This is a genomic window from Marinomonas sp., from assembly GCF_965225885.1.
In the GTDB taxonomy this organism is placed as follows: Bacteria; Pseudomonadota; Gammaproteobacteria; order Pseudomonadales; family Marinomonadaceae; genus Marinomonas.
Map to the genome: position 1 here is coordinate 4,220,987 of NZ_OZ245329.1, position 14,408 is coordinate 4,235,394.

Consider the following 14,408-nt stretch of genomic DNA (forward strand, 5'->3'; position numbering starts at 1 on the left):
ACAAAAATTAGTTTTGGTTGATGAAGTAGTTAATCACGTAAGCTGGAAGCTCCGCTGCTGGTACAACGATTTGTTCCATTGTATCGCGATCACGAACCGTAACTGGTGTGCCTTCTTGCTCGATAGAATCGAAATCAACCGTTACACAGATTGGCGTCCCTACTTCGTCATGACGACGGTAGCCTTTACCAACGTTACCGGTATTTTCATAAAGAATACGACCAAGGCCAAGCTTCTGAAGCTTGTTTTTCAATTCTTTAGCAAGGGCAACGATTTCTGGCTTGTTCTTCTTAAGCGGCATGATAGCGACTTTGATCGGCGCTAGGTGCGGTTTAAACTTAAGTACCGTACGAGACGTGCCGTTTGGTAGCTCTTCTTCTGTATAGGCTTCTGTCATTACAGCCAATAGACCACGGTCTAGACCTGCAGAAGGTTCGATACAGAAAGGCACTTCCCATTTGTTTTCTTCAAGATCACGAATCGCCAACTTAGCCGTTGAATGCTCGTTCTTTTTCACTTTCGCAGAAAGACCAAACTCTTCTTGTGCTTTGGTGTGAGAACCTAGATCGTAGTCTGTACGGTTCGCCACGCCTTCTAATTCTTCAAAACCATGTGGAAACTTGTACAAGATATCCACAGTTGATTTTGAATAATGCGCTAAGTCATCACCCGTCACATATTCAAACTGGATATTTTCTTCTGCTAGACCTTGATCTAACCACCATTGCTTACGCGCACCAACCCAGAATTCGTGCCATTTTTCATCTTCACCTGGCTTACAGAAGAATTCCAATTCCATTTGTTCGAATTCACGAACACGGAAGATGAAGTTACGCGGTGTGATTTCGTTACGGAACGATTTACCAATCTGCGCGATACCAAATGGCAAAGTACGAGAAGTCGAATCAACCACGTTTTTGAAGTTAGTGAAGATACCTTGTGCGGTTTCTGGACGAAGGTAAGTATAAGACTCTTCGTTCACCATTGGGCCAACGTTGGTTTTGAACATCAAGTTAAAATCACGAGGCGGTGTAACGTTAGTAGATCCGCAGTTGTCACAGACTTTGATGTCTTTCATGTGATCGGCGCGCATACGAGATTTACATTCGTGGCAATCGACCATTGGATCGGTAAAGGTATCTTCGTGACCAGAGTATTTGTAGACATGTTTGTTTTGGATAATTGCTGCATCCAAACCTTCTACATCGTCACGCTCATAAACCATTGAGCGCCACCAAGCGGCTTTTAGGTTGTTTTTTAATTCAATACCTAGCGGACCGTAATCGTAAGCACCTTGCATACCACCGTAGATTTCACTGCCTTGGAAAATAAATCCGCGACGTTTACATAGGGAGACGAGTTCATCCATTGTTTTAGCTGGCATTTCTAAACACACCTTAAGCAAAATTCGTTAATGAGGACACAAAAGCATCATGTTCAAGTAATAATAGCCGACCATTGTACTCGTTGACCCTATTTCGCTCAATGGCGATTCCACGCAAGCAATGAATAAGTATTTCCCCTTACTTGTTTACGCGCTAAGACAAGAAAACCGCCCCACATCTAGACCAAATAGACCTAACAAAAAACTTTACACTTTTATGCATAAAAATAGGACAAAATAAGGAACTATAATGCTGTTTTAAAGTCCATTTTGTTAGATAATTCGTATTGTTTACATATTTGTATTTTTCATCTTTTTTCATGGGTAATTTCATGCGTTCTTATAAGCCTGTTGTGGCTACATTATCAATACTCGCTCTTCTTCCTTTTATTTTTACAACCTATTTAAGCCTAACAAATAGCAGTTTTATGGGGCGATCAGGAATAACACTGTTTGCCACTTACGGCGCGATTATTATCAGTTTTATCGCAGGGTCGATTTGGGGTCGAGTTTTAGAGCAAGTTGAACATTCAAATGGTACGAAACTTTTGGTTTTCGGCCTTATCACCTTATTCGCCTCTTGGGTTTCCTTACTACTGAAAATACCTGAATTGTCGGTGGTGATGTTACTTCTTAGCTTGATTACTATTTTCTGGGTGGAAGCTCGCTGGTTAAAACAACCAAACGATGAAAAGAAACATTACGCCACGTTAAATTTCAGTTTAACGTCGATGATTTCTATAATGCATTTGCTGGTTTTGTATCCGCACTATTAAGCCTGTAACAATGAGTCAGCAATAACAAAAACTGCAATAACAAACTGATCTAACTCTCCTCTCGCTGCGTATCATTAATCTACAAACACACTAAAAGAGTAATGATACATGCTAACAATCTTCTACGATGGCCATTGCCCTCTTTGCGCCGCTGAAATGCAAACCTTGCTGTCATTAGACACAAAAAAAAAGCTGCAGTTAGAAGACATTCACGCCGATAATTTTAGTGAGAAATTCCCTTATATTGATCCTATCGAAGCTGATAGATTACTCCATGGCCAACTCGCCAATGGGAAAATAATCAAAGGATTAGATGTCACTTGCCTTGCTTGGAAACTGGTCGGTAAACACAAATGGATGCAAATGCTCCGCTGGCCAGTCATTCGTTTTTTCGCGGATATGAGCTACAAGGTTTTTGCGCGCTACCGCCACCAAATATCGTCTTTTGTGACGGGGAAACCGCGCTGCGCCTCCTGCCTTAAAGATCGCTGCGATCTTTAATAGACTCGGTTCGTTTTGCCTATTGTCGGAGCTTTAATATGCCATCTTTCTATGCCTTAGTTATCGGCGCGAGCAGCGCGATTGCTCAAGCCGCTATAAAACAGTTTGAAGCCGATCAAGATTGTCTTGGTGTGTTCGCTGTGAGTCGATCCTTGCCAAGCGTGGCAGAATCCTCAAAAACACAATGGCTAGAGTCAGATTACAGCGAAACAAGTATTCAGCAGATATGTAAAAACCTTTCGCCATATTCTGGAAAGATAAGCAAGGTATTAATTTGCAATGGAATATTGCACGACGAGAGCATAATGCCAGAAAGAAAATTAGAAGAAATCCGCGCCTCTCAGCTAGAAGCCGTGTTTCATACTAATACCATTATTCCTATGTTGTGGCTAAGCCAGTTGCTGCCTATTCTACACAGCAATCAAGCCACTCAAGTGGCACTATTTAGCGCTCGCATTGGCAGTATTTCAGATAACAAAACCGGCGGCTGGTATAGCTATCGAGCCTCAAAAGCTGCACTAAACATGCTGATTCAAACCAGCTCGGTGGAATATGCCAGAAGAGCGAAAAACGTGAAGCTCATCGCTTTTCACCCTGGCACTACAGATACGCCACTTTCCAAACCTTTCCAACGATCGGTACCGAAAGACAAGCTTTTCACCGCAGATTTTGTAGCGACGCAACTTTTATCCATTATGAACAATGTCCCCATGGATAACAAAGCAGCGTATTTGGATTGGAATAACCAAGCAATTGAGTGGTGAATTTTTCCTACCACTCAACAATGAAGTAGATGTGTTAAATCATGTCCAAGCTTAAAAATAATCGCTTACTTTAAAGGCTTGCTGAAGGCGAACGGTGAACCACACCGCGGCCCAATGATGTTGGCCATTCATCACCTTTCATTAACGCCACATCTCCCGCTCTTAATTGATTAATACGGCCTTTTTCATGCAAGCCACTATTGTGATCAGACACATGACCTCCAAGCCCCAAGCGGTCTCTTATTACATGGGCCTCATGTAACCATTCACTGCCACTTCCGGCATAAGTGGATACCAATCGGCAAGGGATTTTATCCACATGAAAACGCGGGCACATGGCACTGGAGAGTACATTTAGGCGTAAACCAACTTCTTCAAGATCAAATAAGCAGGCAAACATGTCGACCAATAACGTCACATCTTCCACAAACAAGGCTTTATTTTCAGCGTCAGGCAGCAGCTTTGTTAACTTGGCGTTCAATTGATCTGCATTTCCTTGAGATTTAAAAACAAAATTCGGGTCAGACACCAATAAAGACTCGGTATATTTTGACAACAGACCAAGCGGCCTTTGCCAAACGGCCATACTAATGTTGTTTTGATAAATATCAGCAAGAACGTCTTGATGAGACGATTTCACCACCCCCATTAACCGCGGTATTTTATCTACACTGTCTTGATCCATGCCTTCTGTATCGATGAAGTTAAGATTAATGTTCGTTAAATCAACCGATTGCGGCATTTTTTGTAAACTAAGATTCACCTTCAAGACAACTTCCTCTAAAAATACAGACAGAAAAATAACATCAAACACAGATATGTTACGTTATAACATTTTATAAATAAAATATTGAAATAAAGCCATTGAATCTATTACTTTAATCCTGACTTTTAAGAGATGAACACCATGGAACAACTAGACGCAACAGATCGTAAGATCCTTAATTTGCTGCAACACGATGGCAGCCTGAGCGCAACTCAAGTAGCCGATAAGATTGGTTTGTCTCAATCGCCCTGCTGGCGACGCATTAATCGCCTAGAACAAGATGGTTATATTCGTTCGACGCAAGCGATTTTAGACAGAAATAAATTAGGATTGGGCATCGTCGTCTTGGTGAATATTAAACTCTCTTCCCATGGCCGAAAAATGTTGGATGAGTTCGAGCAAGCCATTGTCGACTATCCCGAAGTGGTAGAATGTTGGACGATTTCTGGTGCGATGGATTACAGTTTAAGAGTGGTTTCCAATAGCATTGAAAGCTATGAGCACTTCTTGCGCAGCGAATTATTGCAACTGCCACACATACAAGAAGCGCAAAGTCACTTCACTATGCGTGAAGTGAAAAATATCACCACTCTTCCGCTGGGCTTTTAACTATCAATCCAGCAACCGATTATTTAAGCAATGGATCATCTTTCGGTAATAGCTTCTGAATCCACAGCGCGAGCTTGTGCTTCATACTTGGCAAGTCTTCTTTGTCTGCAGGCAATCCAACGACTAACTTATCCAGTACCAACAACCGATAAATTGCTTCGGTTTTTTCATTGGCAGACATGGTTGAAGAAAAACCTGCATAGCCACGTTTCAGCGCATAATTCTCGCCAACTTGAATGGCTTTTTTACTTAGGGCCGCTTCATTTTTAATTTTTTTCATAGTTTCCCTTATTTTTTGGGTAATCAAACGATTCCCCGACTCTATCAGCTTTTTATATTCAACCAAGCGTATCTAGCGAATAAAAGCAAAAAACCACTTAATAAACACAATGTTAGTGTGTTCACTCTCCTCTAGAATACTGCATGTACGACTAAAGGATAGGGTCTAAAACTTCAAATTGTCGACAATCTAACTTGATAAACCAACAAAACACGACTATAACTAGCAACATTGTCAACAATAAAGCAAATCATGGCGCTCGTTTTATCTATTTAAGAGTAAAGTTAAGAGAAAAGTATGAACAACCTTATCTCGATCAAATCCGCGACACTGTCAGAAGACATCGCCCAGCAGCTTACCAACGCTATTGTGCAGGGGAATATTCCACAGGGCAGTAAGATATCTGAGCCAGAACTTGCCAAGCAATATGGCGTTTCTCGCGGGCCATTAAGAGAAGCCATCGTTAAATTAGAAGGGCTTGGTCTGGTTACGCGCACCGCCAATGTGGGCGCACGTGTTATCCAACTAAACACACAAGACATGCTCGACACCTTCACCATGCGTGAAGCCTTAGAAGGTATGGCGGCTCGATTAGCTGCCACTGCCATGCCATCAGATGAAATTAATAGCTTGTATGCGCTACTCGACAAACACCAAGCGCACCTAGATGCTAATCAAGACGAACATTACGTGCAGCAAGGCGGCAATGACGATTTTCACTTACGCATCATCCACGCCAGCGGCAACGCCAAGCTTATTCGTTTACTAACAGAAGAATTGTATGCGGTGATTCGCATGTATCGACATCACACGGCGGATCAAAGACGCGACCCTCGACAAGCATTACGTGAACACCGAGCTATTTTGGATGCCATCGCCAATCACGAAGGCGACCTTGCCGAACTACTTATGCGTCGTCATATCAGCCGGGCGAGTCAGCTATTAAAGCAAGCAATGGAGCATTCTTCTGTCGCTTCCCGTACTTAATTAAAATCGTTCTAAAGAGAGGAAAATAATAATGACAACACTTTCAGCAGGCGCCCGTTTTAGACAAGCCGTCGCCACCCAATCGCCACTGCAGGTTGTTGGCGCAGTGAACGCTTATTGCGCCATGATGGCAGAACAAACTGGTCATCATGCCATTTACTTATCTGGCGGCGGCGTTGCTAATGCTTCCTATGGTTTGCCAGACCTTGGCATGACGGATTTACACGATGTTTTAGAAGACGTGCGTCGGATTACTTCCGCGTCTAACTTGCCATTATTAGTCGATATCGATACTGGCTTTGGTGGCGCATTTAATATCACTCGAACCATTCAGCAAATGGAAAAAGCGGGTGCGGCGGCTGTTCACATTGAAGACCAAGTTCAACAAAAGCGTTGCGGCCATCGCCCGAATAAAGCCATTGTCAGCCAAGATGAAATGGTCGATCGCGTGAAAGCCTGTGTAGATGCTCGTGTCGATAACAACTTTGTCATCATGGCGCGTACCGATGCGTTGGCGGTTGAGGGCATGGAGTCGGCTATCGAACGGGCGATTGCTTGTGTTGAAGCCGGTGCCGATATGATCTTCCCAGAAGCCATGATCACCTTGGAGCAATACCAAGAATTTGTCGCTGCTGTGAAGGTTCCCGTATTGGCAAACATTACCGAATTTGGTGCGACACCACTTTTCAGCAAAGAAGAGTTGGCCGGTGCTGGTGTGGATTTAGTGCTCTATCCACTCAGTGCGTTTCGCGCCATGAATAAAGCCGCGCTAAACGTTTATCAACATTTATTGAACGATGGCCACCAGCGCAATGTAGTCGACAGCATGCAAACTCGTAACGAGCTTTATGAATTTCTCAACTACCATGAATACGAAGATAAATTAGACGCGCTCTTCTCTAAAAAATAAGCACAAGCTTCTCTAAACAATAACAAAATGGAGTAGGAAAATGGCTAAAGTACTTTCTGGCGCTGGCCTACGCGGCCAAAGCGCAGGCGAAACCGCCCTCTGTACCGTTGGTAAAGCGGCCTCCGGATTAACTTATCGCGGCTACGATATTGATGTCTTAGCCGACAAAGCGAGCTTTGAAGAAGTCGCTTACCTCTTACTGTACGGTCACTTACCTAACCGTACACAGTTGCATGACTACGAACAAAGACTGATGAGTTTGCGTAGTTTGCCTGAAGAACTCAGAGCCGTTTTAGAACTTATTCCAGACACAGCTCACCCAATGGATGTGATGCGCACCGGCTGTTCTTTTTTAGGCAATCTTGAACCCGAGCTCGCTTTTGAAAAACAACCAGCGCTAGCCTTACACACCGCTGATCGTCTGGTCGCGACGCTGCCAGCCATGGTCGTTTATTGGTATCGTTTCACCCACGATGGCGTTCGCGTTAATACACACAATGCCAATGTGCCTTCTTTGGCGGGTCATTTCCTCACCATGCTGCATGACAAAGAGCCAAGCGCCCTCCACACGCAAGTGATGAACGCGTCTTTGATCTTGTACGCCGAGCATGAATTCAACGCCTCTACCTTTACTGCTCGTGTGTGTGCTTCCACCTTGTCAGATATGTTTTCCTGCGTCACTGGCGGCATTGGCAGCTTACGCGGGCCACTTCATGGTGGCGCAAATGAAGCCGCGATGGACATGATAGAACCATGGAAAACCCCAGACGAAGCCGAAGCGGCCTTGATGCAAAAACTCGCCAATAAAGAAAAAGTCATGGGCTTTGGTCACGCTATTTACAGTGAGCGCGATCCCCGTAACGACATCATCAAAAAGTGGGCAAAAACACTCAGTGAAGACGTCGGCGACGATCATTTGTATGCGGTCTCAGAACGTTGCGAAGCTGTGATGTGGCGCGAGAAAAAACTCTTCTGCAATGCTGATTTTTTCCACGCCAGTGCTTATCGCTTTATGGGCATTCCAACCAAGTTATTTACGCCGATTTTCGTTTGCTCTCGTGTCACTGGCTGGGCCGCTCACGTGATGGAACAACGAGCGAACAACCGCATTATTCGACCAAGCGCAGATTATATTGGACCAGATCATGCTGAGTGGGTTGATATTGACGACCGTCATTGAGCCAACATCAGCATTAAAATTTAACGATTAAGGAAAAGAAATGAGTGCTAACGTAGATTTAAACAACCGCCCAGATTACGACCAAGTCATTCAAGACATCGCGGATTATGTACTGAATTTTAAAGTAGAAAGCCAAGAAGCATTGAACACAGCGCGCAACTGTTTAATGGATACGCTCGGCTGTGGGTTGCTTGCTCTACGCTTCCCAGAATGTACCAAGCACCTTGGCCCTATTGTACAAGGTACTGTCGTGCCAAATGGTGCTCGTGTTCCGGGCACATCTTTGTCTCTCGACCCAGTTAAAGCCGCGTGGGACATTGGTTGTATCATTCGCTGGTTGGATTACAACGACACTTGGCTGGCGGCAGAATGGGGACACCCTTCTGATAACTTGGGTGGCATTTTGGCCGTCGCCGATCATCTTTCACAAGTTCGACTATCGAAGGGCGAAAGCCCGATGACCATGCGTGAAGTATTAGAAGCCATGGTAATGGCGCACGAGATCCAAGGCGTGATTGCCCTAGAAAACTCGTTTAATCGTGTAGGCTTGTGTCACGTGTTATTAGTTCGTGTTGCCTCTGTTGCTGTGGTGACCAAAATGATGGGCGGCGACAGAGAACAAATCATGGCGGCGATTTCGCAGGCTTGGGTCGATGGCTCGGCTTTGCGTACTTATCGTCATGCGCCAAACGCTGGCTCACGTAAATCTTGGGCGGCGGGCGATGCGACCTCTCGTGCAGTTCGTTTAGCGGACATGTCGATGCGAGGCGAAATGGGCATTCCTAGTGTGCTAACGGCGAATCAATGGGGCTTTTATGATGTGTCTTTCTCGAAAACCAATAAAGACCAAGCCATCAAGCCCGAAGACAAACGTCAGTTTTCGTTCTCGCAAGACTTTCCACAATGTTATGGCACTTACGTGATGGAAAACGTCTTGTTCAAGATCTCTTTCCCTGCAGAGTTTCATGCTCAAACCGCTGCAGAAGCCGCGGTGACCTTGCACCCTTTGGTGAAAGACCGTTTGTCAGAGATCGACAAGATCGTGATTCGTACTCATGAATCCGCGATTCGTATTATTTCCAAATCTGGCCCGTTGGCGAATGCCGCCGACCGCGACCATTGCTTGCAATACATGACCGCTGTGCCATTGGCGTTTGGTAACTTGATCGCCGAACATTATGAAGATGATTTCCATGCGGCCAACCCAATCATCGATGAGCTGCGCAACAAGATGGAAATCGTCGAAGACAAACGCTTCACCGCTGAATATTTAGAAGCGGATAAGCGCTCTATCGCCAATGCGATTCAAGTGTTCTTTAAAGATGGTAGCAGCACCGAAGAAGTGGCGGTGGAATATCCTGTCGGACACCGTCGTCGTCGCGAAGAAGGCATTCCTTTATTAGAGCAGAAGTTTAAAAACAACTTGGCAACACGTTTTCCAAACCGCCAGAGCCAAGCTATTTTCTCACTCTGTAAAGATCAAGCTGCGCTTGAAAACACTGCTGTAAATCGCTTTATGGACTTGTTCGTCATCGCCTAATAAACCCTACAAAAGCAAATCAGCGTCGAGCAATTCGACGCTGATTTTTCTATATAAAGCAGTATTTTCTTAGCTTTTTTTATTTTTTTCATTCGATATCTTTCTTTTTTCTTGACATATCTTAACTAATCTTTTCATATTGTTACGCAAACAATACTATCCCTTCCCCTTGGTTAGCATTTTTGAAACCCTCATTTCATTACGGACAATGATAAATGAGCATGTTTCCAACTTAAGTCCCCTCGACTCTCATTGCGTTATTGTAAGGAATGTCCGTTTTATGTTGTCCAAATTCAAAAAGCTTCCTCTGCCACAGCAGCTTGGCTTAGGTTCATTTGTCTCCATTTTGTTCATTTTCATTGTTCTAATTGTCATAATCAGCCAATTATTTAATATCAAAATCAATGAAATCATTACCGTACACCAGCAAAAAGAAGCGGAAATTGTCTCTTCTCAATTGGTTGAAAAATATGAAGTTTTGACAAAAACACTGATTCGACAAAGCAGTGTCTTTGATAATCAACTACAAGAATCAATAGTCGATACCAGCGATACAGTTGATCTAAATGGTGTAGAGCTCCCATCAGTGAAACTCAATTATGAAGCTATCAATGGCAATAGTGACTACATGATCAACTATGCCTCTGTGATAGAAATTAATGCCAGCCTTCTCTATCAACAAGATGAAAAATTTTACCGCACGGCAAGCTCAAACGAAGCGCTTCCTTTCGTTGTTGATAATAACAACCCGGCGTTACCCAATCTGAGAGACATGAAGACCAATATCGACTTCATTGGTAAAGTAACAATTGGCAACGCAGACTACTTTTCTTTGTACAAAAAAGTGACCAATCGAGATCACTTGTATATGGAATTACTCATTCCCTATACCAATATTATCGAACCATTAAGAGCAACATTAGGGAAAATGACGTTTGGTAAAGAGGGTTATCTCTACGTTACCGACACCGGAGCGAACAAAGGTAAGTTTATTATTCACCCGACAATGAATGGCAAAAATCAGATCGATTTCTCTGGTACGGCGGGTCATATATTAAAAGAAATGTACGAAAAACCTCAGGGCTCACTTTATTACACCTTAAAAGTTGAAGGCAAAGACGATAAAGCCCGTGAAGCAAAACTCATCTATCAAGAAGTACCTGGTTGGAATTGGGTGCTAGCGCTAAAATCTTACTCAGATGAATACCAAGAAGAAATTAACGGTGTGGTCATTATTGTAGCGACTATCTGTGCTTTATCCACGCTTCTGCTGACAGGAATTTTATGGATTTTCATCCGCCGAGCGTTAGGACCATTAAAGCAAATATCAAAAGGCCTAAGCCAATTAGGCGCTGGAGATTTAACCTTCCAGTTTAGCAACGCAGAAAAACACGACAGCAGAAACGAAATGGATTTGTTACAAGCAGATACAGTTCGCATGCGCGATAGTCTAATTAGGTTAATCAATAATATATTTAAATCCAGCCAACAGCTGTTGGTATCAACTCAATCTATTTCCAAGTCCAACGCCGATTTGCGTCACAGTGCTAACGACAGCCAAGACACCAGTGTACAAGTAAGTTCGGCGATTACTCAGATTTCAGCGTCTATTGAAGAAATGGCACAAAGCGCTAACGATGTGTCTAAAGAATCTATTTCTGTTCGTCAGGCCACTCAAGAAGGTAATGACGCCGTAAGACAAGTAGAGCAAACCATTAGTCATTTATCCACGGCATTTGCCGAAGCTTCCGCCACGATTGAAACCGTAGAAAGCAGTTCGAAAGACATAGGCGAAGTGATTAATGTAATCAATAGTATTGCGGAGCAAACCAACTTACTCGCGCTGAATGCTGCGATTGAAGCGGCTCGCGCGGGTGAACAAGGGCGCGGCTTTGCTGTCGTGGCTGATGAAGTTCGTGTTTTGGCGCAACGCACTCAGCAATCTACAGAACAAATAAAGAAAGTCGTAACGGATTTACAAAGCAATAGTCGTTCGGCAGTGAACAAAATGTCCGAAGGTCGAGATCAGGTTGATAGCAGTGTGAAACAAGCCATCACAGCGGGCGCTCTATTAGACAAAATTTTCCAGTCTATCCAAACAGTCGAGATGAGCATCAACGGCGTTGCTACCATGACAGAAGAGCAAAGCGTGGCGGCCTCTCAAATTCGTCAGAATACTGAGACCCTGAAAGATGCTGCGACAGATACCTTGCATCAAGCCGATATATCGCAAGAGCACAGCGATCAAATTCGCGCCCTCGCCAACAGCTTACAAACGGATCTATCCGCGTTTAAGCTAAAATAGTCGTATGTAAATAGTTACAAAGAACCTTGTGGTCACAGTATGATAGAGGCCTTTGCTTGAAGTCACTAGCAAAGCTAAGATGAGGCGAAAGTCTCTGGTAATGTGATCACAAGGAAATTTTATTTTTATGTCTGACAACCACCGCCACTGCTTTGTTTTAAAAGGCTCACCCTGCGAGGTTTTGTCAGACTTTCTTCGTCTCTGCGAAAATTTCTCCACACCTCTCATTGCCGCTCATGATGTGAGCCAATATGACGAATTACTCGTTCCATCGTTAAAAACAAAACAATTTAAGACTTGTTCTTTTAAACAAACCCGACAAGAACTCGGCAGCAACCATGACGCTATATTGGTGGACTTAACTCATGGTGTATCCGCTAGTGCTTTAGCTATTTTGGCTGGTACCGTTCGTGGCAGCGGGCTCTTTGCTATTGCCTTGCCTGATGGGGATTGGCTGCCAATGGCTGACCAAGATTTATCGAGATACTTGCCTTGGCCTTATGAGCCAGAGCAGGTGACCTCTCACTTTAAGCATTACCTGTTCAATAGATTACAAGCCGATCACTCTCCTTTTCACACGGTAAGATCAAGTGACATACGAGCTTTACCTAAGCTAAAACCTATAGAACCCAATGCGCCACTGACCCAAGAGCAAGCTAATGCTCAGTCGTGTTTGTTCCAACAACTAGCGAAATTCTATGTCCTAATTGCCCCAAGAGGCCGTGGAAAGTCCACTTTATTGGGCGATACTCTGGCAAAGCTGCTCAAAGCGGGAAAACGTGTGGCGATCACCGCACCCAATCAGGATGCGATTGTGAGTCTCAAAGCGCGCTTTGAACAGGTACTTGATCAAGACAAAACGACTCTGCCTTTTTTCGCACCAGATGCATTAATAAGCGACCCGACTCATTGGGATTTTCTCTTTGTTGATGAAGCGTCAATGATTCCGCTACCTTTGCTCATGGCGTTAAATAAAAAAGCTGAGCATTGTCTTTTTAGCACCACAGACTATGGCTACGAAGGTGCAGGCAAGGGTTTTGGTATTCGCTTTTGTCGCCACTTAGAATCACAAAAAACCAATAAAGCATTGGCACTACAACCACTGACTTTAAGCCAGCCCATTCGATGGGGGGGAAATGACCCACTGGAGAACTGGATCAATGATTGCTTCTTTTTAGCCACTTCCGAACCTAACGCTGAAATATCAGATAGTGTTGATAGAGGCATCATTAAACCGACAGAATTTAAACAGCTTACTGGCGCAGATTGGTTAGAAAACACAAACTTGCTCGCCGATACATTTCAATTATTAGTCAGTGCTCATTATCAAACTTCACCCGATAACTTGCGTTGGGTGTTAGACGATCCTTCCGTATCGACACATCTTTCTCTATCAGACGGAAAGGCTCAAAGCGTTGCGATTATTACCGAAGAAGGCAACCTACCAGGCTCACTTAGCCAAGACGTCATGCAAGGTAAGCGTCGCCCGAGAGGGCATTTGGTTGCGCAATCTCTGCTTGCTCACGAGGGTGTCGAAAACGCTGGGCAGTACCGTTATTGGCGCATTAGTCGTATTGCTACCGAGCCAAACCAACAAAATAAAGGTCTGGCAAGTCAATTGCTTACGCATATCGAAACCGCAGCCAATGATCATTGTGATTTTCTCTGCACAAGTTTTGCTGCGGCTTTCGATGTGGTGTCTTTTTGGTTAAAGAATGATTATTTACCGGTGAGATTGGGAACGAGTAAAGACCAAGCCAGCGGCAGCTACTCTTTGATGATGGTAAAACCCATGACTGAGCGCGCAGCCTTATTAGCTAACGAATGGCAAAACCGTTTTGTTGAACAGTTTCTGCTTAACTTGCTGCTGCAATATTCCGATTTACCAACGGATTTAGTCATGCTTATTTTGGGTCAGAAACATTATCAGCAGGAAGAACTTCCAGCACTTGCTAAACTGTCACACAAAGATCAGCAAGATATTGAGCTATTTGTCGAACATCATCGTCAGTTTGACAGTATTCGTGCTGTTTTCCTCAAGGCGACACTGTCTCTTGCTTTAACAGGCCAGTTAAGGTCTAACGATCCAACTCACCAACTCTTAATAGAAGCCGCTTTAGGCCGTGATACTGAGCAGGCTCGCCAAAAAGCGCAATTATCTGGCAAAAAAGCCATGCACCAAACCTTCAAAAGACTTTTAGCACCACTTCTCAAGTAAAAATGGGTGATTAACCACCCATCAAAGATTTGCTTATGTGCGTAATTCCCCCTATTAAATTATTTTTAAAAAGCAAAAATATTGAAGAATATAAATTTTATATAACAAAATCAAAAACTTAAATAAAACCTAAAGACTTGGCACATATTGTGTAAACAGTATGGCTAGCAACACCTGCTTTGCTTTGT

13 protein-coding genes are annotated in these 14,408 nt (G+C 43.8%); 10 read left to right on the plus strand and 3 right to left on the minus strand.

The annotated features are described in order from the left end of the window. Positions 1 to 7 precede the first annotated feature (7 nt). Positions 8 to 1,384 carry a glycine--tRNA ligase gene (locus ACO05V_RS20200; protein ID WP_421855859.1) on the minus strand — a complete coding sequence of 459 codons (1,377 nt, stop codon included), beginning with the start codon at positions 1,382 to 1,384 and terminating at the stop codon, positions 8 to 10. 332 nt (positions 1,385 to 1,716) lie between these two features. On the opposite strand from ACO05V_RS20200, the gene ACO05V_RS20205 reads away from it, so the two are divergent. The 3 genes from ACO05V_RS20205 (at position 1,717) to ACO05V_RS20215 (ending at position 3,425) form a co-directional block, all read left to right on the plus strand. Continuing rightward, positions 1,717 to 2,160: a DUF3429 domain-containing protein gene (locus ACO05V_RS20205; RefSeq protein ID WP_421855861.1), complete on the plus strand. Its 444-nt coding sequence runs from the start codon at positions 1,717 to 1,719 to the stop codon at positions 2,158 to 2,160. A 108-nt stretch (positions 2,161 to 2,268) separates the two neighbouring features. Then, the gene (locus ACO05V_RS20210) at positions 2,269 to 2,661 is read left to right on the plus strand and encodes a thiol-disulfide oxidoreductase DCC family protein (RefSeq protein ID WP_421855863.1); all 393 of its coding nucleotides are present in this window, start codon (positions 2,269 to 2,271) and stop codon (positions 2,659 to 2,661) included. Positions 2,662 to 2,699: 38 nt separating this feature from the next. Then, positions 2,700 to 3,425, plus strand: a complete 726-nt coding sequence (locus tag ACO05V_RS20215; protein ID WP_421855865.1) for an SDR family NAD(P)-dependent oxidoreductase — start codon at positions 2,700 to 2,702, stop codon at positions 3,423 to 3,425. 70 nt (positions 3,426 to 3,495) lie between these two features. Here ACO05V_RS20215 and ACO05V_RS20220 read toward each other — a convergent pair whose 3' ends face one another. Further along, positions 3,496 to 4,188: a DUF1826 domain-containing protein gene (locus ACO05V_RS20220; RefSeq protein WP_421857042.1), complete on the minus strand. Its 693-nt coding sequence runs from the start codon at positions 4,186 to 4,188 to the stop codon at positions 3,496 to 3,498. A 144-nt stretch (positions 4,189 to 4,332) separates the two neighbouring features. On the opposite strand from ACO05V_RS20220, the gene ACO05V_RS20225 reads away from it, so the two are divergent. Beyond that, complete coding sequence (locus ACO05V_RS20225) at positions 4,333 to 4,800, plus strand: Lrp/AsnC family transcriptional regulator (RefSeq protein ID WP_421855867.1); 468 nt, start codon at positions 4,333 to 4,335, stop codon at positions 4,798 to 4,800. Positions 4,801 to 4,819: 19 nt separating this feature from the next. Here ACO05V_RS20225 and ACO05V_RS20230 read toward each other — a convergent pair whose 3' ends face one another. Then, on the minus strand, positions 4,820 to 5,080 hold the full coding sequence (locus ACO05V_RS20230) for a DUF5062 family protein (RefSeq protein WP_012068645.1): 261 nt from the start codon (positions 5,078 to 5,080) through the stop codon (positions 4,820 to 4,822). 297 nt (positions 5,081 to 5,377) lie between these two features. Between ACO05V_RS20230 and ACO05V_RS20235 the strand changes: the two genes are divergently transcribed. The 6 genes from ACO05V_RS20235 (at position 5,378) to ACO05V_RS20260 (ending at position 14,220) form a co-directional block, all read left to right on the plus strand. Beyond that, on the plus strand, positions 5,378 to 6,067 hold the full coding sequence (locus tag ACO05V_RS20235; RefSeq protein WP_421855870.1) for a GntR family transcriptional regulator: 690 nt from the start codon (positions 5,378 to 5,380) through the stop codon (positions 6,065 to 6,067). Positions 6,068 to 6,098: 31 nt separating this feature from the next. Further along, positions 6,099 to 6,977 carry a methylisocitrate lyase gene (gene prpB, locus ACO05V_RS20240; RefSeq protein ID WP_421855872.1) on the plus strand — a complete coding sequence of 293 codons (879 nt, stop codon included), beginning with the start codon at positions 6,099 to 6,101 and terminating at the stop codon, positions 6,975 to 6,977. 40 nt (positions 6,978 to 7,017) lie between these two features. Next, positions 7,018 to 8,157, plus strand: coding sequence for a bifunctional 2-methylcitrate synthase/citrate synthase (gene prpC / locus ACO05V_RS20245; protein WP_421855874.1), 1,140 nt, complete (start codon positions 7,018 to 7,020; stop codon positions 8,155 to 8,157). Between the two features lie 40 nt (positions 8,158 to 8,197). Continuing rightward, positions 8,198 to 9,697 (plus strand): 2-methylcitrate dehydratase, encoded by a 1,500-nt coding sequence (prpD, locus tag ACO05V_RS20250; RefSeq protein ID WP_421855876.1) that lies wholly within the window; start codon positions 8,198 to 8,200, stop codon positions 9,695 to 9,697. A gap of 280 nt (positions 9,698 to 9,977) precedes the next feature. Then, on the plus strand, positions 9,978 to 12,002 hold the full coding sequence (locus ACO05V_RS20255; protein ID WP_421855878.1) for a methyl-accepting chemotaxis protein: 2,025 nt from the start codon (positions 9,978 to 9,980) through the stop codon (positions 12,000 to 12,002). Between the two features lie 127 nt (positions 12,003 to 12,129). Then, a complete protein-coding gene (locus tag ACO05V_RS20260; RefSeq protein WP_421855880.1) occupies positions 12,130 to 14,220 on the plus strand; it encodes a tRNA(Met) cytidine acetyltransferase TmcA in 2,091 nt (696 codons plus the stop codon). The last annotated feature ends 188 nt before the right edge of the window (positions 14,221 to 14,408 follow it).

Coding starts and splice junctions, on each gene's coding strand:
- ACO05V_RS20230 (WP_012068645.1), bottom strand. CDS start 5,080: ATGAAAAAAATTAAAAATGAAGCGGCCCTAAGTAAAAAAGCCATTCAA.
- ACO05V_RS20210 (WP_421855863.1), top strand. CDS start 2,269: ATGCTAACAATCTTCTACGATGGCCATTGCCCTCTTTGCGCCGCTGAA.
- ACO05V_RS20235 (WP_421855870.1), top strand. CDS start 5,378: ATGAACAACCTTATCTCGATCAAATCCGCGACACTGTCAGAAGACATC.
- ACO05V_RS20205 (WP_421855861.1), top strand. CDS start 1,717: ATGCGTTCTTATAAGCCTGTTGTGGCTACATTATCAATACTCGCTCTT.
- prpB (WP_421855872.1), top strand. CDS start 6,099: ATGACAACACTTTCAGCAGGCGCCCGTTTTAGACAAGCCGTCGCCACC.
- prpD (WP_421855876.1), top strand. CDS start 8,198: ATGAGTGCTAACGTAGATTTAAACAACCGCCCAGATTACGACCAAGTC.
- ACO05V_RS20255 (WP_421855878.1), top strand. CDS start 9,978: ATGTTGTCCAAATTCAAAAAGCTTCCTCTGCCACAGCAGCTTGGCTTA.
- ACO05V_RS20260 (WP_421855880.1), top strand. CDS start 12,130: ATGTCTGACAACCACCGCCACTGCTTTGTTTTAAAAGGCTCACCCTGC.
- ACO05V_RS20200 (WP_421855859.1), bottom strand. CDS start 1,384: ATGCCAGCTAAAACAATGGATGAACTCGTCTCCCTATGTAAACGTCGC.
- ACO05V_RS20225 (WP_421855867.1), top strand. CDS start 4,333: ATGGAACAACTAGACGCAACAGATCGTAAGATCCTTAATTTGCTGCAA.
- ACO05V_RS20215 (WP_421855865.1), top strand. CDS start 2,700: ATGCCATCTTTCTATGCCTTAGTTATCGGCGCGAGCAGCGCGATTGCT.
- prpC (WP_421855874.1), top strand. CDS start 7,018: ATGGCTAAAGTACTTTCTGGCGCTGGCCTACGCGGCCAAAGCGCAGGC.